Source organism: Kitasatospora sp. NPDC058063 (assembly GCF_042885395.1).
Lineage (GTDB): Bacteria > Actinomycetota > Actinomycetes > Streptomycetales > Streptomycetaceae > Kitasatospora > Kitasatospora lactacystinica.
In genome coordinates this window covers 35773-55604 of record NZ_JBHVSD010000042.1, presented here as the reverse complement: position 1 = coordinate 55604, position 19832 = coordinate 35773, and the positions used below count along the sequence as shown (strand labels likewise).

At 73.2% G+C, this 19832-nt stretch carries 18 protein-coding genes and 1 pseudogene; 7 read left to right on the top strand and 12 right to left on the bottom strand.

Annotated elements, in window-relative coordinates; translation table 11 throughout:
- Positions 1 to 83 precede the first annotated feature (83 nt).
- Positions 84 to 1180, bottom strand: a pseudogene (locus tag ACFVUY_RS40855) (MFS transporter); the annotation flags it as partial.
- A 688-nt stretch (positions 1181 to 1868) separates the two neighbouring features.
- Between ACFVUY_RS40855 and ACFVUY_RS40850 the strand changes: the two are divergent.
- Positions 1869 to 2294: a hypothetical protein gene (locus ACFVUY_RS40850; RefSeq protein ID WP_387688572.1), complete on the top strand. Its 426-nt coding sequence runs from the start codon at positions 1869 to 1871 to the stop codon at positions 2292 to 2294.
- A gap of 197 nt (positions 2295 to 2491) precedes the next feature.
- Here the strand turns inward: ACFVUY_RS40850 and ACFVUY_RS40845 are convergent, their stop codons facing one another.
- Positions 2492 to 2902, bottom strand: a complete 411-nt coding sequence (locus tag ACFVUY_RS40845; RefSeq protein ID WP_387737076.1) for a DUF397 domain-containing protein — start codon at positions 2900 to 2902, stop codon at positions 2492 to 2494.
- Between the two features lie 27 nt (positions 2903 to 2929).
- Here ACFVUY_RS40845 and ACFVUY_RS40840 point away from each other — a divergent pair, with 27 nt between their 5' ends.
- Both ACFVUY_RS40840 and ACFVUY_RS40835 read left to right on the top strand, forming a co-directional pair.
- Positions 2930 to 3052, top strand: a complete 123-nt coding sequence (locus ACFVUY_RS40840; RefSeq protein WP_387737075.1) for a hypothetical protein — start codon at positions 2930 to 2932, stop codon at positions 3050 to 3052.
- 164 nt (positions 3053 to 3216) lie between these two features.
- Positions 3217 to 3630, top strand: coding sequence for a peptidase inhibitor family I36 protein (locus ACFVUY_RS40835; RefSeq protein ID WP_387688578.1), 414 nt, complete (start codon positions 3217 to 3219; stop codon positions 3628 to 3630).
- Between the two features lie 63 nt (positions 3631 to 3693).
- Here ACFVUY_RS40835 and ACFVUY_RS40830 read toward each other — a convergent pair whose 3' ends face one another.
- Positions 3694 to 4581, bottom strand: coding sequence for an alpha/beta fold hydrolase (locus ACFVUY_RS40830; RefSeq protein WP_387737074.1), 888 nt, complete (start codon positions 4579 to 4581; stop codon positions 3694 to 3696).
- 57 nt (positions 4582 to 4638) lie between these two features.
- Here ACFVUY_RS40830 and ACFVUY_RS40825 point away from each other — a divergent pair, with 57 nt between their 5' ends.
- Positions 4639 to 5256: a TetR/AcrR family transcriptional regulator gene (locus ACFVUY_RS40825; RefSeq protein WP_387737073.1), complete on the top strand. Its 618-nt coding sequence runs from the start codon at positions 4639 to 4641 to the stop codon at positions 5254 to 5256.
- Between the two features lie 79 nt (positions 5257 to 5335).
- Here ACFVUY_RS40825 and ACFVUY_RS40820 read toward each other — a convergent pair whose 3' ends face one another.
- From ACFVUY_RS40820 to ACFVUY_RS40800, 5 genes are all read right to left on the bottom strand, one after another.
- Positions 5336 to 5830: a hypothetical protein gene (locus tag ACFVUY_RS40820; RefSeq protein WP_387737072.1), complete on the bottom strand. Its 495-nt coding sequence runs from the start codon at positions 5828 to 5830 to the stop codon at positions 5336 to 5338.
- Between the two features lie 273 nt (positions 5831 to 6103).
- Positions 6104 to 7096 (bottom strand): phosphorothioated DNA-binding restriction endonuclease, encoded by a 993-nt coding sequence (locus ACFVUY_RS40815; protein WP_387737071.1) that lies wholly within the window; start codon positions 7094 to 7096, stop codon positions 6104 to 6106.
- A 62-nt stretch (positions 7097 to 7158) separates the two neighbouring features.
- Complete coding sequence (locus ACFVUY_RS40810; protein ID WP_387737070.1) at positions 7159 to 8259, bottom strand: tetratricopeptide repeat protein; 1101 nt, start codon at positions 8257 to 8259, stop codon at positions 7159 to 7161.
- Positions 8260 to 8335: 76 nt separating this feature from the next.
- Entirely contained in the window at positions 8336 to 8986 is a 651-nt protein-coding gene (locus ACFVUY_RS40805; RefSeq protein WP_387737069.1) for a lysophospholipid acyltransferase family protein, read from the bottom strand.
- A 106-nt stretch (positions 8987 to 9092) separates the two neighbouring features.
- Positions 9093 to 10676 (bottom strand): purple acid phosphatase family protein, encoded by a 1584-nt coding sequence (locus ACFVUY_RS40800; protein WP_387737068.1) that lies wholly within the window; start codon positions 10674 to 10676, stop codon positions 9093 to 9095.
- Positions 10677 to 11024: 348 nt separating this feature from the next.
- On the opposite strand from ACFVUY_RS40800, the gene ACFVUY_RS40795 reads away from it, so the two are divergent.
- Positions 11025 to 11630 carry a transglycosylase family protein gene (locus ACFVUY_RS40795; RefSeq protein ID WP_387688593.1) on the top strand — a complete coding sequence of 202 codons (606 nt, stop codon included), beginning with the start codon at positions 11025 to 11027 and terminating at the stop codon, positions 11628 to 11630.
- 172 nt (positions 11631 to 11802) lie between these two features.
- Here the strand turns inward: ACFVUY_RS40795 and ACFVUY_RS40790 are convergent, their stop codons facing one another.
- The 4 genes from ACFVUY_RS40790 to ACFVUY_RS40775 form a co-directional block, all read right to left on the bottom strand.
- Positions 11803 to 13824, bottom strand: a complete 2022-nt coding sequence (locus tag ACFVUY_RS40790; RefSeq protein WP_387737067.1) for an amino acid transporter — start codon at positions 13822 to 13824, stop codon at positions 11803 to 11805.
- Between the two features lie 273 nt (positions 13825 to 14097).
- The gene (locus tag ACFVUY_RS40785) at positions 14098 to 15762 is read right to left on the bottom strand and encodes a multicopper oxidase family protein (protein WP_387737066.1); all 1665 of its coding nucleotides are present in this window, start codon (positions 15760 to 15762) and stop codon (positions 14098 to 14100) included.
- A 146-nt stretch (positions 15763 to 15908) separates the two neighbouring features.
- Positions 15909 to 16442, bottom strand: coding sequence for a hypothetical protein (locus tag ACFVUY_RS40780; protein ID WP_387737065.1), 534 nt, complete (start codon positions 16440 to 16442; stop codon positions 15909 to 15911).
- 153 nt (positions 16443 to 16595) lie between these two features.
- A complete protein-coding gene (locus ACFVUY_RS40775) occupies positions 16596 to 17504 on the bottom strand; it encodes a LysR family transcriptional regulator (RefSeq protein ID WP_387737064.1) in 909 nt (302 codons plus the stop codon).
- 144 nt (positions 17505 to 17648) lie between these two features.
- Between ACFVUY_RS40775 and ACFVUY_RS40770 the strand changes: the two genes are divergently transcribed.
- Both ACFVUY_RS40770 and ACFVUY_RS40765 read left to right on the top strand, forming a co-directional pair.
- Entirely contained in the window at positions 17649 to 18695 is a 1047-nt protein-coding gene (locus ACFVUY_RS40770) for a YncE family protein (protein ID WP_387737063.1), read from the top strand.
- 161 nt (positions 18696 to 18856) lie between these two features.
- On the top strand, positions 18857 to 19816 hold the full coding sequence (locus ACFVUY_RS40765; protein WP_387737062.1) for an aldo/keto reductase: 960 nt from the start codon (positions 18857 to 18859) through the stop codon (positions 19814 to 19816).
- Positions 19817 to 19832 lie beyond the last annotated feature (16 nt).

The window sequence follows — 19832 nt, the reverse complement described above, 5'->3', positions numbered from 1 at the left end:
CCGTCACGTCAAATCGCGCCACGACCCCGAGTTCTACCAGAGACACCAACCCGGAACTGAGTCACTGCAAGATCCGAACCTTGAACAGCTCCTAGCCCGATCAGTGCCGCCGACCTGCGCCGGGAGTCGGCCTCGACGGCCGCCGGGTCGGCCCCGGCCGCGACCGCCGACCGGGCCACGGCCTGGTAGCGCACCGGGATCATCTTGCCCGTCGAGCCGTTGCCGATGCCGCTGAGCACGAACAGGGCGGCGAACCCGGCCAGGAACAGCGGCAGCGAGTCGGCCCGGGAGGCGGCGAGCACCACGGCCGTACCGGCGCCCATGGCGGCGAAGGCGCCCAGGGTCACCCGCGCACCGCCGTACCGGTCGGCGAGCCGTCCCCCGACCGGTCGCAGCAGCGAGCCGAGCAGCGGACCGAGGAAGGTGAGCGCGGCAGCCTTGACCGGGGTGTCGAAGCGCTCGTGGAACTGCACCTGGAGCACCTGTCCGAAGGCGAAGCCGAAGCCGATGAAGGAGCCGAAGGTGCCGATGTCAGGGTGGAGACGGCCCAGCCGTACGGATCGCGGGCGACCTCTCGCAGCGCCCGGCCCTCCCCCGAACCGGCCCGGCCGGCGGGCAGGTTGTCCATTCGCCGCCACGCCCCGGCCGCCGCCAGCAGGATCAGCGGCAGGTACAGCAGCAGTGGCAGCAGCCGGGGGTGGGCGACGCCGGCGGTGGCCAGGACCAGTAGCCCGAGCAACTGCACCGCGGGTACGCCGAGGTTGCCGCCGCCCGCGTTGACGCCGAGCGCCCGGCCTTTCAGCCGGTGCTGGTAGAAGGCGTTGATGTTGGCCATCGAGGAGGCGAAGTTGCCCCCGCCGACCCCGGCCGCGCAGGCGACCGCCAGCAGCGTCCCGTGGGCGACGCCCGGTTCCAGCACCCGGGCCGCGAGCGTGGTGGGCACGAGCAGCAGGAGTGCGCTGATCACCGTCCAGGTGCGTCCGCCGAAGCGTGCGACGGCGAAGGTGTACGGCAGCCGCAGCAGCGTGCCGAGGGCGGTCGGCAGGGCGGTGAGGGTGAACTTCCCGGCCGTGTCGATGTGGTATTCGGGGTCGAGGAACGGCACCAGCACCGACCAGAGGCTCCACACGGAGAAGCCGATGTGTTCGCAGAGCACGGAGAATGCCAGGTTCCGCCGGGCGCCCACCCGTCCGTCGCCCGCCTGGTCCTGCGGCGCTACGACGAGGCCCGGGCAGCCATGGCAGTGCGGTCGGCCGCCTGACCGACCAGTCCCACCTCAAGGATGTGCGTGAGAAGTCGACCCGGCCGACTTCTCACGCACACCGGGAGATGACGGCAGCCCGTGCCCCAGGACGCCGGGGACACGGGCCGAGAGATGCACACCGCACAGGTCACATCGTCAGATGGTCGAACTCCCCAACCCTCACGCCGCACAGGAGCGCGCCGAGCGCGCCGGGCGAAGCGGTGAAAACGGTGTCGGGGTCATCGCTCCCGCGGATCCTGACAGTGCTGTCCGGAGCAGCCGCGAGTCAGTACTCCAGCTGCAGATCTTGATCTTCAACTCGTCCAGCACTTCTTCCTTGGCAGGTCCGCGAGCAGGCCCAGCACGAACGCCCGTGCACGGCGGCAAGGTTCCACTCGGGAGAACCGGCCCGCCACCCGGCTCATCAGGCCCTCGAAGACATGCTGCCACCGGGCGGGGTCTACGCTGTCGCCCACGGCCACCGGCTGATCTTCGTCTGTCCACACAACCGACGATGATCAACGGTGGTCGTCTCCACCTCCGGAAGCGCCCAGCAGACAGAACCGTGGGGGCGCGAGGCGGGCTGTCGAAGACTCGGCCAACAGTGCCGGGCGGGGAGCGGAACGTGATGGATGACACGGGGCAGGGCGCCGTCGCACTGGCAGTGGCCCTTCGAGATGCCCACTTCAGGCTGAAACGGCTGGCCCAGGCCTGGGAGGAACGCGCACCGGCCGGTGCCGCACGCGGGCGTGAGTCGCTGGGGCCGCTCTGGCAGTACTCGGACGCCCCGGACGACGCCTCCTACACCGACGGCCACGTGCTCGGGCTGGCGGGCAACCTCACAGTGGTCTTCGAGCTGTCCATCAGGTTCAGGGCCAGTGGCACGGACATGCTGGCCGGCGTCTCCGTCGAGGACGATGCGGGGAACATCGCGGAACTGCTGTCCACAGGGCCCGAGGAGTTTCCCCTGAGCGCCGACGATCTCGGCATCGAGATCGGCCGGTGCCTGGACCGCATGGAGCAACTGGATCTTTCGGACGTGATCCGCTGACCCGACCGATCACATGGCGGACTGCCCGCGATGCGGTCTCGCTACGTGATCACGATCTGCAGCTGGAGCACGAGAGGCAGTTTGCTGCGCGTGCGTGAGAAGTCGACCCGGCCGACTTCCCACGCGTACCTGGAGATGACGGCAGTCCGTGGCCCAGGACGCCGGGGACACGGGCCGAAAGATGCACACCGCACAGGTCACGTCGTCAGGTGGTCGAACTCCCCGGCCCTCACGCCGCACAGGAACGCGCCGAGCGCACCGGGCGAAGTGGTGAGGACGGTGTCGGGGTCATCTCTCTCACGGAGCTTGATGCCGCTTTCGGGGGCTACGGCAAGGTAGATGCAGTTGGCCGACTCGGAACTGTAACTGGACTTCTGCCAGTTGAGATGCCATGCGCGCTTCCTCTCAGATGTCCTTCTCGACGCAGGAAATGAGATCCCACTCGGCCACGCCCCGCCCGCCGGCCGCTCTGACCTTCGACCAGGAGCTGCGCGGGCTCGTGATCGACACCGCGCCCCGACTGTTCGCCGTCGTCCAGGTGTGCGGCGAGGACGCTGACGGGTGGGTCCGCGGCCTGGGGGCTCACCGACTCGGACGGCCGGACCCACGTGATCGGCGTCGACGGGCGGACGCGCATGACCCTCGCGTCAGCCGAGCGGGCCGTGCGTCACTTCTCCAGGCGGCCGGATGTCACCGCCCGACTGATCCGGCTCGCGCAGCGGGAGGCCGCCGCGGCGAGCCGGGCCGAAGCCGCCTGAGCCCGAGCCGGCGCCCTCCAGATCTGTTCACAAGCGGAACCGCGCGCAACCGTAGCGCGAACGGGGCACCCGTGCCAGCCTGTTCGAGGCCTCGGGGGCAGTGGTCCGCACGGGACTCGGCCCGCCCGGCCTTCCTGCACTGTCGACTGGGACGGGAGTACGGAATGCGCATCAAGATCGGGCGGCGCACGGCCGCGATCGCGGCCGTGGCCACGATGACGGCCGGCGCGGTGGCCATGGCCACCGGGAGCGCCTACGCCGCAGGGCCGGGCGGGGTGGAGGCTTGCCCCAACGGCAGCGTCTGCCTGTACTACAACTCACCGGGAGTCGGCTGGGGATCGTTCGACAACTTCTCGCCGAACCAGAACCTCGACCTGCACAACTACACGTTCGCCCGCTACGCGAACGGCTCCGGCTACGGGGTGACGATGTACAACAACGCCGCCTCCATCGTGAACAACACCGACCACACGGTGTGGGTCAGCAGGATCAGCGACGGCCTCTGGGTGGCCTTCGGATCGGGGTACGCGGGCTCGCTCAACAGCGCCGCGAACAACGACGCCCGCCTGTTCTCCTGACACGCCGCGCGGAAACCCGAAGGGCCCTCCGCTCCACGCGAGGGCCCTTCGGGCCTTCCCGAGCTATCGCCCGACGGCGCCGATGAAGGCCAGCAGCCGTTCGTTGACCGCCTCCGGCCGCTCCAGGTTGAGCCCGTGCCCGGCGCGTTCCAGGATCTCCGCCCGCACGCCCGGCACCAGCCTCGTGACCCGCTCCACCACCTGGCGCGGCCGCAGCAGCGCACTGCGCCTGCCCACCAGGACGAGCACCGGCAGCTCGATCGACGCCAGTTCCTCGTCCGTGAACGGCCGGGCCGGCGGGCGGCTGCCCGGCTTGTAGCTCCGCATGGCGAGCATCAGCGGGGCGATCATCTCGCGCGGCGCGCTGAGCGCGGGGTTGGCGAGCAGTCGGCCGACCGCCGGGCGCAGCGGGCGCGGGGCGAGCATCCCGAACAGGCCGCCGATCATGTGGGCGTAGAACCGGGCGGGGACCTTCTCGATCCCGCCCGGGTCGAGCGGCGTGATCGAGGCCAGCCGCTCGGGCGCGTGGATCGCCTGGTTGAGCGCCAGCCAGCCGCCGTACGACACGCCGACCAGGTGGACCCGTTCCAGGCCGAGGCCGGCCAGGACCTCTCCCAGCCAGGTCGCGTTCTCCTGCGACCCGGCCGCGACGGCGCGCTGCACGCTGCGGCCGGGGTCGTCCAGGGTGTCGATGGCGTAGACGGGGTGGTGTTCGCCCAGCGCCGCGATCTGCGGGTACCAGTTGGACGGGTGTCCGGCGTGGCCGTGCAGCAGCACGATGGGTTCGCCGGTCGTGGCGCCGTAGCGGTGGACGTGGACGCTGCCGTACGCCGTCTCGATGTCGAGTTCCTGGCGCTGGCCGGGCCACAGCTCCATCGCCCGGTCGTACGCCGCAAGGAACTTCGCCCGGGCGGCCTCGCTGACGAAGTGTCCGACGCTGGTCCTGGTCATGATCCCTCCCCTGTTTGATGGTATGGTTGTACCACAAAAATATTCGGAAGGAACCCGATGCCGAAGCTGGTGGATCACGAGGAACGGCGGGCCCACATCATCGACGCACTGCTCCGCTCGGCGGCGAGCAGCGGCCTGCACTCCGTCACCATGCGTTCAGTGGCGGTCGAGGCGGGCGTCTCGGTGCGCCTCGTGCAGTACTACTTCGACACCAAGGAGCAGTTGCTGCTCGCCGCCATGACCCGGCTGACGGCCCGCATGGGCGAACGGGTCCAGCGGCGCGTCCGCGCGAGCGGCGCCGCCGACCCGCGCGGCATCATCGAAGCCGTCCTGCTCGAAGCCGTCCCCACCGACGAGGAGAGCCGGGCCTTCCACCTCATCCACACCGAGTACGCGGTGCTCTCCGTCACCGATCCGGCGCTCGGCGGGCCCCAGTTCCTCGCCGCGCCCGACGAGATGGAAGCCTTCCTCACCGCCCAGCTGACCGCCGCCCAGCAGGCCGGAGCCGCCGACCCCCGGCTGGACGCGCGCCACGAGGCCGTCGTCCTGCTCGCCGTCTCCGCCGGCCTGGGCCTCAGCGTCCTGCTCGACCAGCGGACGGCGGACCAGGCGACCACCGTCCTGCGCTACCACCTCGGGCGGCTCTTCCCGGGCTTGTCCGGTTCCGGGCTGTGAATCGCTTCGATGGTGGTACCGGCCGGAGGTGGTCGACGGTCGCCCGACGGGTGCCGGACCGGCCCTGTCGACGTGGTCGTCAGAAGTAGCCGAAGAAACGATCCGACCAGGTGGGCCGCTGAATGTACGAGGGCAGTCGGCTCGGCCCGTCGTAGTCGCTCTCCAGTAGTTCCTCGGCAACCACGACATAGCCGAGTTCGACCAGCGCCCGGGTGACCTTGGCGAGGTCCGCGCCGTCCAACTCGCCCTCGGCCCGGGCTTCCTCCGTTCCGAGGAAGGCGCCCGGGTTGTCGGCGCAGACCAGAGCCAGTGAGCCGAACTTGCTGACGCAGACGACGATCCGGGTTCCGCAGACGGTCGCGTCCCCGGGAACGACGACGCGTCCGTACTCGCTGGAGTCCTGGGCGTCCTGCTCGGCCGTGCAGGGAACCGCGAAGTCTCCTTCGAGCCGAGCCACCAGAGCACCGAAGTGAACCGCGGTCTCGCGACGGTCGTAGCGCTGCGGCCACTCCAGCCACGCCGGATCATCGAGCTTGCGCAGCAACGCCAGCAGATCCGCTTCACTCTCGGCCATACGCTCATCTTGACGCAGCAGCCGCCCGCGGAACAGTCCGGGGCACCGGCACATTCACCGTTCCCCGGCATCACCCGCTCAGGTTCACCAGTATCAGGGATTTCCGATCTTGAAGGAGTGCCGACCGCGTGGGACTCGTCCGCGACCCCGTGTACGGCGAAGTGGATCTCATGGTGGTCAACAGTCCGCACGGAGGCATGCCGATCCACTGAACGGGCCGTTGGCTGCTGCCCATGGCCATGGGCGACGAGCCCCGAACAACCGAGGCTCCGATCAGCAGGATGCCCGCCGGTGCGACACGCAGCACCCTCGACCCTTCGGCGGGCCGGAATCTCGGATCCGCTCTTGTCCAGACCAGGCCCCCGACTCCACGGGTTGGCGCGGAACGCCGTGGAACACCTGGTCCGCATGCCACTCCCGGTGCCGGTCCGCGACCGGCGGACGGCCCGGCTGCGGGCCGATGACCGGCCGTCCGGACAGCGCGAGCACATGGCGGCGACTGGCCTCGCTGCGGCCGACGAAGCGGTCGGAGACCAGGATGCGACGGCCCTCGCCCAGGCCGAGGACGCCCTTGTCGAAGAGCTTGTGGTGCAGTGAGCACAGGCACAGGCCGTTGTCGACCTCGTCCGGCCCGCCGTGCGACCACCAGCGCACGTGCGCGGCCTCCAACCCGACCGGTCTCCCCCCGAGGGCGCCGTCGTATCCGCAGAAGGCGCACTGGAACTCGTAGGCGGTGAGTATCAGTTCGCGCATCCGCCGGTCCCGCTGCCGCCGGGCCGCGGCCTCGGCCCCGCCCACGGCCCCGGTCTCGGCCCGCTCCAGGTCGAGGCCGACCGCCTCGCAGAGGTCGGTGTGCAGGGACGACGGGAAGTGGGCGTCCAGCAGCACCCTGGCCATCCGGCCCAGCAGGGCCGGCTCCTCGCCGAGCGCCGCCCGCAGCGCGGGCGCGAGCCTGCCCGCGGCCCCGCTCGACCGGAGGATCCCGACCCCGCTGCCGGGGCTTCCCGTCCCCTGATCGGTGCGGACCTCCCACACCCCGTCGCTGACCAGGTGGTGGAAGGGGTAGGCGGGGGTCGTCGGACGCGGCGGCCCGTACTCGGCGAGCAGCCGCTTCAGCTCCTCCTCGACCGCGCTGTACCGCAGTTCGCCCTCCGCGTCCCGCTGGTACCCGCCGAGCGCGTAGAGCAGCAGCAGCGGCTTGTGCGGCGCACGCTCGCCGCCCTTCGTCCAGCGCCTCAGCCGCGCCACCCGATCCAGCCAGTCCATGCCGGCCGGCGCAGTCCGCGGGCCGGCGGAGGAATCACCCGGGCCGATGGCCCGATCCGCCGTCATCCGGCGCTCAACTGGTCGTACTGGTCGAGGAGTTCTTCCGCCGTGGCCTGGTCCGGCGCGAGCTCCAGGGCCGCGGCGAGGTGCCGGCGTGCCCGTCCGTCGCCGAGGATTCCGTAGACCACCATCAGGGCGCCGTGCCCGTAGCAGTCGAGCCCCTCGGTGGCGGCGAGGCCCTCGGCCAGCCACAGTGCCTCGGCCACGTTTCCGATGCCGACCTCCACCTGTGCCAGGCAGCGCTGGACGTCCGGGTTGTTCGGAGCCGTCCGGTACTGCGCCCGGAGGTCGCGGAGCGCGCCGTGGGCGTCCTCGGTTTCGGAGGCGGCGATCGCGAGCAGCCGGTCCGGATTCGGCGGCGCGGCGGGCGGGCCCGAACGCCAGTGATCGGGGTGCTCGGATCCGGGCGCGACCCGTTCCAGCGCCAGCAGCGCCGCGTGCCACTGCGCCTCGGCGCCCGCGTGGTGAGCTGCCGCCGCCAGGAGTTCCAGCACCTGCTCGTTGCCGTCGTCGAGGTGGTGCGCCCGCTCCAGGGCGCCCACGACGTCCGGCCAGTCGACGCCGCTGCGCGGGACCGTGGCCAGCTGGTACAGCACCTTGCCGCGGGCGAGGTGGCCGGTCGGGCCGCCGGCCCCGTCGGCGGTCAGCGAGAAGAGCACCTCGGCCTGCTGCCGCAGGAGGTGCACGGCGTCCTCGTGCCACCGCAACCAGGCCCGGACCTCGGCGAGTTGAAGGACGGCCGGGGCCCATCCGGGCCGGTCCGCGAGGATCCGCTCCAGCTCCCTCCCCGCCCGGTCCACGCTGCCGATCCGGACGTAGGCTCCGGCCAGGTCGTACCGCACGGCCGGATCGTCCGGCTCCAGGAACGCCAGGAACTCCAGCAGCGGGACGGCCTCCGCCGGCCGCCCCGCGAGCAGGTGGGCCGACGCCAGCGCGTGCAGGTCCCCCACCTGCGCGCCCTCGGCCCGGGCCAGCTCCTTCAGGGCGGCCAGCCACCCCGGGTCGGACGTGGCGACGAACCGCTCGTAGCACTCGGCGACCTGGAGATTCGAGGAGGCGCCTCGGTACTGCGGCTCCCAGTCGATGGTCGGTTCCCCGCTCACAATCGCCTCCCCGGTCACCCGTTCGCTGCGTGGAATACCCAGGCCCCGTACGGTCTCACGCCGCACCGACACCCCGTCACCTCCGGCGGCCGCAGTGCCGCGCCGCCGTGCGCCAGGCGACGGTGACGGCCCGGTGGGCGGCGGCGGTGGCCTCGGGGATGTCGCCGGGCAGGTGGAGCGGGGTGCCGAGGTGGACGTGCAGGGCGGGGCGGCGCAGGGGGGCGGTGGCGAAGCCGGCGAGCTGTTTGGCGGTGCTGCCCGAGCTGAGGCGGCGGGCGCCGCACTGGCCGAGCGGCACCACCGGGGCGCCGGTCGCCGCCGCGAGCCGGGCGAGGCCGGTGCGGAAGGCGCCCGGCTCCGCGTCGCGGGAGTCCCGGTGCTTCGGCAGGCCGCCCTCGCCGTAGATGAGGACAACCCGGCCGGCCGCCAGCGCCGCCGCGGCCGCGTCGAGGGCCTCGGCCGCCCGGGCGGTGCCGCGGTGGACGGGGATGTGCCCGCCGGACCGCAGCACCCTGCCGAGCACCGGTACCCGCCACAGCCCGGCGGCGGCCATGACCACCGGTTCGGCGCCGAGCCGGCGCAGTGCGGCCAGCACCACTCCCGGGTCGGCCAGGGAGCTGTGGTTGGCCGCGACGATGCTGCCCGGGGTGACCGGGCCGGCCGTCTCGGAGGTGACGGACAGCCGGCCGAGGACGGGTACCAGGACGGCGGCGATCGTGCTGAGCATGGCTGTTCCCCCGTGTCCCGCGGCGAAGTGACACCTCCATGCTCGCGGAGCGCCGCCACCGGCCGCCTGAGTAGCCGTACTCAGACCGGGCCGGGTGCCGGCCGGGTCAGCCGCGCTGCACGGTGACCCGGTCCACGGCCGTGCCGTCCTCGGTCAGGGAGCGCACCTCCATCCGGGCGGGCCGGCCCGCGGCGGCGGGGGTCACCTCGACCGCGACCAGGCAGTAGCCGGTGTAGCGGACCCTGGACCAGGTGACCTTGACGGTCTGGTTGTGGCCGCTCCGGTCGGCGACCACCATCGGCACGGGCTTGTCGTCGGCGCTCTCGTGCCCGAGGTAGGTGTCGGCGGCCGGGAAGGAGTAGAGCCCGCCGCCACCGCCGCCCGCGACGACGTAGGTGGTGCCGTCCTTCGCGGGGTCGACGGTGTCGCCGGAGGCGGCCTTGCGGGTGGCCTTGCCGGCCCGGATGGGGTCGGTCCGCTCGTAGACGTGGTTGTGGCCGCTGAGCACCAGGTCCACCTGGTACTTGTCGAAGAGCGGGGCCCAGTCCTGCTGCGCGCCGAGTTCGGCGCCGTTGTCGTGGCAGGTGGAGTACGTGCACTGGTGCAGGTAGACGACGATGAAGTCGATGCCGGTGTCGGCGCGGAGCGCCGTGAGCCGGCTCTCCAGCCACTTCTTCTGCTTGCCCTTGGTGTAGTCGAGGTTGGCCGGGGTGTTGTAGCAGACGTCGTTGCCGTCGAGGCTGATCAGCCCGACGTTCTGGTACCGCCAGGAGTAGATGCCGGTGGACCGGCTCCAGGCGTTGTCGGGCGTCGTGAACCGGGCGCGCATGCCCCCGTAGCCGTCCGTCCCGTACCACGGCTCCATCTCGTGGTTGCCGATCGCCGGCATCCACGGGGTCCGTGCGGCGACGGGCTCGTTCTGCACGAAGAAGGAGTCCCACAGGCGGGCGTCGTACGCGTCGCTGGTCTTGCCGCTGCCGCCGGCGTTGGCGTAGGACAGGTCGCCCATGTGGAGGTGGAAGGCGGGGTCGAGGCCGGCGATCAGGTTGCCGGTGGCGGCCGCGTTGTACCCGATGCCCTGGTCGCCGAAGGCCGTGAAGGTGAACCCGCCGCCGCGGCCGGGGGCGGGTGCGGTGCGGAAGCTCGCCACGTCGCCGAGCCGGGCGCCCTGGCCCGCCGGGTCGTAGCCCTGGTGGCCCACGACGTAGTAGTACGTGGTGTCCGGGATCAGCTGGTCCAGCTGCGCGTGCAGGTAGTACTGGGTGACGGTGGTGGGCTTGATCAGCGGCTGGTCCTCGACCGGGTGCTGCCAGGAGAGCTTGCTGACCAGGGTGCGGACCTCGGCGGCGATCGGGGCGCCGAAGTCGCCGGGCTGGACGCCGATCCGGACGAAGGGCGCGGTCACCGCGTCCGGCACCTGCCAGGAGACGACGACCTGCTGGGAGGGGTCGGCCCCGAAGGCGAGGTGACGGCCGAAGGGTCGCAGCGCGGACCCGGCGGTCCGCTCGCTCCGGGGTGCGGGGCCGGTGGTGGCGGCGCGGGCGGTCGGGGCGTCGAGGGTGGCCGGGCGCGGGGCGGCCAGGGCCGTGCCGGGCAGCAGCAGGCCGCCGGTCGCGAGGACGGCGCCGCCCGCCGCGCCGGCCCGGAGGAGGTCGCGCCGGGAGTGCCGTGGGGTCTCGGTCTCGGACATGACATCAAGTTAGGAAACTTCCCTAACCTTCGACAAGAGGCCCGACACCACCGGATGTATTTTCGATTCCCTTGCACCGCAGGCGAGTTGGAGAGCCCGCCCGGGCCCGCCGCGCACGGTGCGCGACGGGCCCTCGGTGGACCCTCCGCGGACAGCGGTGGCAGGCCCGCTACCGGCGGACGACGAGGACGACGGCCGATCGGCCGCGGGCCACCGAGGTGGTACCGGGCCGCCGTGCGGGTGACCTGCCCGACGTGTCGGCGCCGGAACACCCCGTCCGGCGTGCATGGGTGGAAGGGCGCCGTCCGCGGACGGCGCAGGTTCTGTCCCCCAGTCCGAGAGCCGCCCATGCCTCCCACCGTCTGTCTGCGCCGCATCGTCCCGACCGCGCTCTGCGCCCTCACCGTGGCCCTCGCCGTCGCCCCGGCGGCCCACGCCGCGCCACCGGGCCGCGACGGCGGGTCCGACCCCGGAAGGGCGGACGGCGGCAGTTACGACTGGGACCGCGTCGCGGCCTGCGAGAGCAGCGGCAACTGGCGCATCAACACCGGCAACGGCTACTACGGCGGCCTCCAGTTCGACCGGCCCACGTGGCGGGAGAACGGCGGCCTCGCCTACGCATCGCGTGCGGACCTCGCCACCCGCGAGCAGCAGATCGCCGTCGCCGAGCACCTGGCCGGCCAACGCGGCCTCTCCCCCTGGCCCGTCTGCGGCGCCCGCGCCACCCGCGGCCACGGCCGCGAGGGCGTCCTGCCGGCGCCGACCGCCGCCCCGGCCAGGGCCGTGTCCAAGGACGGCACCTGGACCGTCCGCGAGGGCGACACCCTCGGCGGCATCGCCGAAGTCCTGCGCGTCCCCGGCGGCTGGCCCGCACTGTACGAGCTCAACGCCGCCGCCGTCGGCGAGGACCCGGACCTCATCGAGCCCGGTCTGGTCCTCGACCTCCCCTCCTGACCCCGTCCCCGCCCGCGACCCCTTCACCGCCCCACCGACCCGCCGCCCGCGCCCGCCCCGGCGCGGGCGGCGGTCCGTCGTTCACGCCGCTCCCGCGCGAAACGCCGACGGCCCGCCCGCTCACTCGGAGCGGACGGGCCGTCGGCGTGTCGGACCGGGCGGACGGGCCCGGTCAGCCGACGTGCACGCGCGGGCGGCGCGAGCGGTCCGGTTCGGCCTCGCGCAGCACCTCGCGGGTGACCGGCGCGACCTCGCCCTGCCCGAACAGGAAGAACCGCAGGAACTGGGCGAAGGGGCTGCCCTCGGTCCACTCGAAGTAGAGGTGCGGCTGCTGCCCGGTGCGGTCCCGGATGTTCAGCGCCAGCGCGGCGAGCGCGTTCGGGATACTGGAGCTCTCCAGGGTGAGCACCCGGTAGCGGCCGTGCAGCACCTCTCCGCGCACGGTGAGCTCGGCCTCGAAGTCGGAGGCGTCCCGGACGGTCACCTCGACGAAGACCAGGTCGTCCTCGCCGGGGATGTCGTTGTCGGCGCGGATCTGGCGGATCTTGTCGCGGTACTCGGCGACGTCGCGGTGGCTCGGCTCGTTGGCGATCAGCCGCAGCGGGCGGTGCGCGTAGTCCCTGATGAAACGTTCCGCCACATCGTCCATGGCCACATTGGTGACACGCAGCTCGAAGGCGCGGCGCAGCCGGGAGAGCAGCGAGACCAGGATGATCCCGGCGATGAAGCAGGCACCGATCTTCAGACCGTCCGGCCGCTCCAGCACGTTCAGCACGGTGGTGTAGAGGAAGATCGCCGAGATGACCGCGAAGGCGACGGTCCAGCCGCGCTCGCGCTTGCGGTAGGCGGCGATGGTCACCGCGATGGCGGCGGAGCTGATCAGCACCAGCACGCCGGTCGCGTACGCGCCGCCCTGGGCGTCCACGTTCGCGTCGAAGATCCAGGTGACCAGGAAGCCGATCAGGGTCAGCACGATCACCATCGGCCGCACCGCGCGCGCCCAGTGCGGGGCCATGCCGTAGCGCGGCAGGTAGCGGGGCAGCAGGTTGAGCATGCCCGCCATGGCGGAGGCGCCGGCGAACCAGAGGATCGCGATGGTGGAGAGGTCGTAGACGCTGCCGAAGGCGCCGCCCAGGTACTCGTGCGCCAGGAACGCCAGGGCGCGGCCGTTGGCGTCGCCGCCGGGCTTGAACTGGTCGGCCGGGATGAGCAGCGTGGTGATGAAGCTGGTGGCGATCAGGAAGCAGCTCATGATCACGGCGGAGGTGGTCAGCAGCTTGCGGGTGCCGCGGATCCGGCCCGCCGGCTCGGCCTCGGTGTCGGTCGGGTCGCCCTTGATGTGCGGCATCACGGCGACACCGGTCTCGAAGCCGGACAGGCCGAGCGCCAGCTTCGGGAAGGTCACCAGGGCCACGCCGACCATCACGATCGGGTTGCCGTGCTGGAGGGTCAGCGCGTGCGACCAGTCGGTGACCACGTGCGGCGCCTCGACGATCTTCCAGAGGCCGACGGCCACCACGACCACGTTCAGCACCAGGTAGGTCCCGACCAGGAACACCGCCAGGCCGATCGCCTCGCTGAAGCCCTTGAGGAAGACCGCGCCGAGCAGCGCCACCAGGACCAGCGTGATCACCACCTGCTTGCCGCCGAGGAAGCCGGTCAGGTGCGGGTTCTCCACCAGGTGCGCGCTCGCGTCGGCGGCGGACAGCGTGATGGTGATCAGGAAGTCCGTGGCCGCGAAGCCGAGCAGCGCCAGGACGAACAGCTTGCCCTTCCAGAACGACAGCAGCCGCTCCAGCATCGCGATCGAGCCCTCGCCGTGCGGGCTCTCCTTGGCCACCCTCCGGTAGACCGGCAGCGCGCCCAGCAGGGTGACCACCACCAGCACGATGGTGGCGATCGGCGACAGCACGCCCGCGGCGAGGGCGGCGATGCCCGGCTGGTAGCCGAGCGTCGAGAAGTAGTCCAGGCCGGTCAGGCACATCACCCGCCACCAGCGCTGGCCGGCCTGCGCGCCGTGCCCGGCGGAGTCCCCGGCCGCCGGGCCCTCGGGCGACGCCTCCGGGCCGTCCTCCGCCGCGGTCGGCTGGGCGGGCTTCTCCGCGGTCACGTCCTCCAGCAGCCAGCTGCGGAGGCGTATTCGCGCCGACGGCGCGTCCGTCTCCGCCGTCCCCGTCGTACCCGACGAAACCACCTTGCACCTCTTGTTTAAAGACCCCGTAAAACGCCGTCGGGCGACGGCCGTGCGAAACGCTATGCGACGGCCGTTAAGGATCCGTCATCGGGCCGCGTTAAGAAAACGTCATTACGGCGCAGGTCGGCGCGGGTGGCCGAGGTGGCACGGGGTGGCACGGTGCGACCGGAGGGGTGCCCGGGGAGGAAATGACCCCGAACCGTTCCGCCGGTTCGGGGTCATTTCGGGGGTCAAGTCCGGCGTCCCCTTCCTCGGGGGGGGGGGAGCCCCGGGTCAGGCCCGGTAGCCGAGGACGGTCATCATGCCCGTCTCCGCGTGGTAGACGTTGTGGCAGTGGACCATCCACAGACCCGGGTTGTCCGCGTCGAAGTCGACGGCCAGGGTCGCGCCCGGCAGCACGACCGCGGTGTCCTTGCGCGGGCCGTCGCCGGGCAGCGCGAAGCTGTGGCCGTGCAGGTGGACGGGGTGCCACATGGTGGTGCTGTTGCGGAACTCCAGCCGCACCCGCTCGCCCGCCGCCACCGGGTGGCGCTGCGCCGGGTCGTACCTGCGGCCGTTGAACGCCCAGTCGGCCTTCGCCATCCCGCCGGTGAGCTCCAGCTTCACCGTGCGGTCCGGCGCCTTGGCGGGCAGCCGCACGCCCGGGGCCGCCCTGAGCTGCCCGGCGGTGACCAGCCGGCCGTCCAGCTCGGCCGGGCGGACGGCGGCCCCGGGGGCGGCACCGCCGCCGGTGCGCAACACGGCCAGGGCGGTGGCGTTCTTGCCCTCGGCCAGCGCGGTCAGCGGGAAGACGCCGTCCCCGGCGGTGACCAGCACGTCGTAGCGCTCGCCCATGCCGAGCAGCAGCGCCTGGGTGGTGGCCGGTTCGACCGGGAAGCCGTCGGTGTGGGTGACGGTCAGCTCGTGGCCGCCGAGGGCGACCCGGTAGGCGGTGTCGCCGCCCGCGTTGATCAGCCGGATCCGGATCCGGTCGCCGGGTTTGGCGGCGAAGGTCTCGGGCGCGGTGGCGAGCCTTCCGTTGACCAGGTGGAACGGGTAGGCGACGTCGCCCGCGTCACCGCCCAGCAGCGGGCTCCGGGCGCCCATCAGCATCCGGCCGGGGGCCGCGCCGCTCGGGGCGCTTCCTCCCGTCCCGGGCGTCCCCGGCATCCCCGGCATGTCGTGCCCCGACATTCCCGGCATTCCCGGCATGTCGTGTCCGGAGCCGCCCGAGTGGTCCATCCCTCCCATGCCCTTGGCGAGTTCGGCGAGGACGGCGTCCGGGGTGCTGCCGTCGACGCCGTCCACCCAGTCGTCCAGGACGACGACCCACTCCTTGTCGTAGGCCAGCGGCTCCCTGGGATCCTCGACGATCAGCGGCGCGTAGAGGCCGCGGTCCTGCTGGACGCCGGAGTGCGGGTGGAACCAGTACGTGCCCGGGTGGGAGAGCGCGAAGCGGTACTCGAACGAGCCGCCGGGCCTGATGTCGGCCTGGGTCACGCCCGGCACGCCGTCCATGTCGTTGCGCAGGGCGAGGCCGTGCCAGTGCAGCGAGGTGGACTGCGGCAGGTGGTTGGCCAGAGTGACGGCGAGGGTGTCGCCGAGGGTGGCGCGCACCTCCTGGCCGGGCGGCCGGTCGCCGTACGCCCAGCTGCGGACGGTGCGGCCGCCGAGGTCGAGGGTGGCCTCGGTGGCGGTGAGCGCGATCCTGCGCTCCGGGCCGGGGTTGCGCGCGGCCTCGGCGGCGGCGACCTCGGGGCCGTTCGGGGTGAGGTAGCCGGCCGGGGCGGCGGACGGGCCGGCCGATCCGCTCGGGCCGGTCGCTCCGGTGGTGGGGCCGTGGTTCATGGACGCGTGGTCCATGCCCGGCATGGAGTCGGAGGAGCAGGCGGCGAGCAGGCCGGTCCCGGCGGCGGCGAGCGCGGCGCCGAGGACGGTACGACGGGTGGGTGTGCGCATAACGGAGTGCACCTCGTGCGGTGGGTGGGCGTACAGGGCGTCGCGTCGGCCGTTCCGTGCGCGGGCGCCGCGGGGCGCGAGCGGGCACATGGAGGTGTGCGCGGGCGCTCCCGAGCGGGCGCGGGCACGGGACGGCGGGCGCGCGCCTACTGACGCAGCACCGAAAGCCGGGCGAGGAGGATCCGTCCGCCTCCGGGCGGGGGCAGCGCGCGGACGGCCCGCAGCAGCCGGGCCCGCACCTCGGCGGCGGCGTCGCCGCTGCGGCGCAGCAGCGGGCCGGCGAGGAGCAGCACCAGGGTCCAGCCGGCCAGCACGGCGAGGCAGACCGCCATCGGGTCCATGCCGCCGGGGGCGGCGGGGTCGAGGGCGCCGACGGTGCCGACCGCGGAGGCGGCCCGGTGGACGGGGGTGAGGTGGTCGGCGGCAAGGTGAACCGGGGCGGGCCGGCCGAGGGCGGGCCCGGCGGCCGGTCCGTGCCGGACGGCGCCCGACGGGTGCGGCGGCGGGGCCAACGTCCCGGCGCCCTCGTGCCCGCTCTGCCCGCCGTGGCCGCTCGCTCGGCTCTGTCCGCTGTGTCCGGCGGACCCGCCGTGCCCGCCGACCGGATGGCCGAGCGTGTGCATGGTCACGACGCCGAGCAGCAGCGCGGCGAGCAGCAGCAGGCGCAGGGCCCACGGCACCGGCGGACCGAACGGCCGCGACCGCGACCGCGACCGCGACCGCGCCATCCTCCGCCTCCCGTCCCCGACGCCCGCCAAATGTACCCCCGCAGGGTATCCCGACCTTACGCCGCCGGCCGAGCCCGGCCGGGCAGGGCCGGGCCGCTCTCCTGTTCACTCCGTGGCGTGCTGGTCCGCGCCCAGCACCGCCGCCGCCACGTGCTCGCGGAACCAGCGGTGGCCCGGATCGGCCGCATTGCGCGGGTGCCAGGCCATCCCCAGCTCCAGCGGGGCGAGTTCGAGCGGGATCGGGAAGGTGCGCAGGCCCAGCGCGGCGATGGTGTCCGGCAGCCAGTCCGCCGGGGCGAGGGTGATCAGGTCGCTGTCCCGGGCCAGCAGCATCGCACCGGTGTGGCTCGGCACGACGACCGCCACCCGGCGCTTCAGCCCGAGCGCGGCCAGCGCGGTGTCGATCGGGCCGAGGCGCTTGCCGCGCCGGGAGACGCCGATGTGGTCGGCGGCGGCGAAGCGACGGGCGGTGATCCGACGGCCGTCGAGCAGCGGGTGGCCGCCGCGGGCGAGACCGACCAGCGGGACGCTCATCAGCCGACGGGTGCGGACCTCGGGGTCCAGGTGGCCGAGCACGCCGAGCTCGACGTCCACCAGGCCCTGCCGCAGCGCCGGGCCGCCCTCCAGGGTCTCCGGCAGGAACACCACGTCGACCCGCGGCGCCTCGGCCCGCATCCGCTCGGCGAGCGCGCCGGCCGTCCGCGCCAGCATCAGCTCTCCGGCCTGCACCGTGAAGGAGCGGTCGAGGTGCACGGGGTCGAACCCGGCGCCGGGGCGCAGCACGCTGTCGCAGCCGCGCAGCAACGCGCCGACCTCCTCCCGCAGTTCGAGCGCCCGCGGGGTCGGGACCAGCCCCTGCCCGGCGCGCACCAGCAGCGGGTCCTCGACGGCGCGGCGCAGCCGGGCCAGCATCCGGCTGACCGCGGCCGGCGAGGTGCCGAGCCGCTCGGCCGCACGGGTCACGCTGTTCTCCTGGAGCAGGGCGTCCAGGGCCCGCAGCAGGTTGAGGTCCATCGATCACACGCTCCTGAGCTGTGTCTTTGCGTTCCGCGCAACTATCCGATGCCGATCCTTGCATTGTTCCTGCCGGCGCCGGCCCCCGAAGGTGGAGGTGACAGGTGATCACCTGCCCCTCCACGACCACCCCTCGGAGCCCTCGTGTCCCAGCCCTCCCGCGCCGCCCGCGCCGGCGACGTCCTCGCCGTCGTCAGCCAGAGCGGCCCGACCGTCTCGTTCTTCGACGCCGCCACCGACCGGCACCTCGACACCATCCAAGTCCTCGCCGAGCCGCACGAGTTGTGCTTCGACCCGACCCAGCGGCTGCTCTGGTGCAGCAGCGCGTACCACTCGGGCTACTACCACGCCAACAGCGGCCGCCGCACCGAGCTGACCGTCATCGACGCGGACACCCGCCGGATCGTCGAGGTGATCGACCTCGCCCCCGAGCACGGTCCGCACGGGCTGGCACTGGACACCGCCCGGGGCCGCCTCTACGTCAGCGTGGAGGGCGGCGAGGACCGCCCCGGCGGCGTCGTGGTCATCGACACCGCGACCCGCCGCCCGCTCGGCCGGATCGACACCGACGCCCCCGGCCCGCACTGGTTCGCCGTCTCCCCGGACGGCCGGACCGGCTTCGCCACCAACAAGGAGGCACCCTTCGTCTCGGTGGTGGACCTCGAACGGGGCACGCTGACCGCCAAGGTGGAGGTCCCCGGCAGCGAGGGCCTGGCCGTCTCCCCCGACGGCACCCGGGTCTACGCCGCCGGCCCGTACCTCTCCACCTCCGCCGCCCCCGCCGCGGCGCCGGGCATCCGCGTCATCGACGTCCCGACCGCGACCGTCACGGCCGTCCTCCCCACGGACTCCCCGGCCCTGCCGGTCCACCTCACCCCGACCGGCCTGCTCCTGGCCGGCGAGGTCCGGCCGGCCCCCGCCCCCGACTCCGCCCTGGGGCGCCAACTCCCGGGCCGCCTCACCGTGTTCGCCACCGACGACCACCGCCGCCTCGGCTCCGTCGAGGTGGGACTCTTCCCCCTCACCATCACCTCCTCCCCGGACGGCGGCCTCGCCTACGTCGCCAGCGTCGTCTCCTCCACCGTCGACGTCGTCGACCTGGCCACCCTCACCCCCGTCTCCCGCCTGACCGTCCCCAAGCTCGCCGACCCGGGCGCCCACGGCCTGGCCTACCTCCCCCGCGCCGAGTGAACCTCCGAGCGGCCGCGAGGTGACCGCCGGGATGCGGCCGCCGGGCAGCCACCGTCCGGTCGAGGTGGACCGGCGGCCGCCCGGCGGCCGCGCCGCGTCATGATTCCGGTGACCGGGTCACCACCGGCGACCCCTTGGACGACACCCTGGAGGGAAGACTGATGCGCGATCGCAGCCCCGGACCCGACGGACGGCCCGTCAGGTCGCTCTGTCTCGGCGCGATGACCTTCGGCACCACCGTCGACGAGCGGACCGCGACGGCGATCCTCGACCGGTTCACCGAAGCCGGCGGGACGTTCATCGACACTTCGAACAACTACGCCTTCTGGTCGCCCGGCGCGAACGGCTACGAGAGCGAGGAACTGCTCGGCCGCTGGCTGGCGCGGCGCGGCAACCGCGACGACCTGGTGCTCGCCACCAAGGCCGGCGCCCGCCCGGTGCCCGGGCTGCCCTTCCCCGAACACGTCGAGGGCCTGTCCGCCCGCACGCTGCGCGAGGCCGCGGAGGGCAGCCTGCGCCGCCTCGGCACCGACCGGCTGGACCTGTACTACGCGCACGTGACCGACCCGGCGACGCCGCTCGAAGAGACCATGGGCGCCTTCGCCGGGCTGGTCGCCGACGGCAAGGTCACCGCCCTCGGCTGCAGCAACCACCGCGCCGCCGACCTGGCCGCCGCCAACGACCTCGCCGCCGAACGGAGTTGGCCCGGCTACCGGTACGTCCAGCAGCGCCACAGCTACCTGCGGCCGCGGCCCGGCGCGGACTTCGGCATCCAGCGGCACGCCGACGAGGCCCTGCTCTCCCACCTCGCGGCCCGGCCGGCGCTGACACTGCTCGCCTACTCCCCGCTGCTCGGCGGCTCGTACTGCCGCCCCGACCGGCCGCTGCCCGAGCAGTACGGATGGCCGGCGGCGCGGGCGCAGCTGGCCGCGCTGGCGGAGGTGGCCGAGGAGACCGGCGCCACCGTCAACCAGGTGGTGCTCGCCTGGCTGATCGGCCATCCCGTCCCGACCGTGCCGGTCGTCGGCGTCGGCTCCGTCGCCCAACTGGACGAGAGCCTGGCCGCGTTGGACCTCGTCCTCGACGAGGAGCAGCGCCGGCGGCTGGACACCGCGGCCTGACCGTCCGTCCCGCCGT

Excerpts from the sequence above, each read along its gene's own strand:
- ACFVUY_RS40840 (WP_387737075.1), top strand. The coding sequence starts at position 2,930 with ATGACCCTCGCGTCAGCCGAGCGGGCCGTGCGTCACTTCTCCAGGCGG.
- ACFVUY_RS40835 (WP_387688578.1), top strand. The coding sequence starts at position 3,217 with ATGCGCATCAAGATCGGGCGGCGCACGGCCGCGATCGCGGCCGTGGCC.
- ACFVUY_RS40830 (WP_387737074.1), bottom strand. The coding sequence starts at position 4,581 with ATGACCAGGACCAGCGTCGGACACTTCGTCAGCGAGGCCGCCCGGGCG.
- ACFVUY_RS40825 (WP_387737073.1), top strand. The coding sequence starts at position 4,639 with ATGCCGAAGCTGGTGGATCACGAGGAACGGCGGGCCCACATCATCGAC.
- ACFVUY_RS40820 (WP_387737072.1), bottom strand. The coding sequence starts at position 5,830 with ATGGCCGAGAGTGAAGCGGATCTGCTGGCGTTGCTGCGCAAGCTCGAT.
- ACFVUY_RS40815 (WP_387737071.1), bottom strand. The coding sequence starts at position 7,096 with ATGGACTGGCTGGATCGGGTGGCGCGGCTGAGGCGCTGGACGAAGGGC.
- ACFVUY_RS40805 (WP_387737069.1), bottom strand. The coding sequence starts at position 8,986 with ATGCTCAGCACGATCGCCGCCGTCCTGGTACCCGTCCTCGGCCGGCTG.
- ACFVUY_RS40800 (WP_387737068.1), bottom strand. The coding sequence starts at position 10,676 with ATGTCCGAGACCGAGACCCCACGGCACTCCCGGCGCGACCTCCTCCGG.
- ACFVUY_RS40795 (WP_387688593.1), top strand. The coding sequence starts at position 11,025 with ATGCCTCCCACCGTCTGTCTGCGCCGCATCGTCCCGACCGCGCTCTGC.
- ACFVUY_RS40785 (WP_387737066.1), bottom strand. The coding sequence starts at position 15,762 with ATGCGCACACCCACCCGTCGTACCGTCCTCGGCGCCGCGCTCGCCGCC.
- ACFVUY_RS40775 (WP_387737064.1), bottom strand. The coding sequence starts at position 17,504 with ATGGACCTCAACCTGCTGCGGGCCCTGGACGCCCTGCTCCAGGAGAAC.
- ACFVUY_RS40765 (WP_387737062.1), top strand. The coding sequence starts at position 18,857 with ATGCGCGATCGCAGCCCCGGACCCGACGGACGGCCCGTCAGGTCGCTC.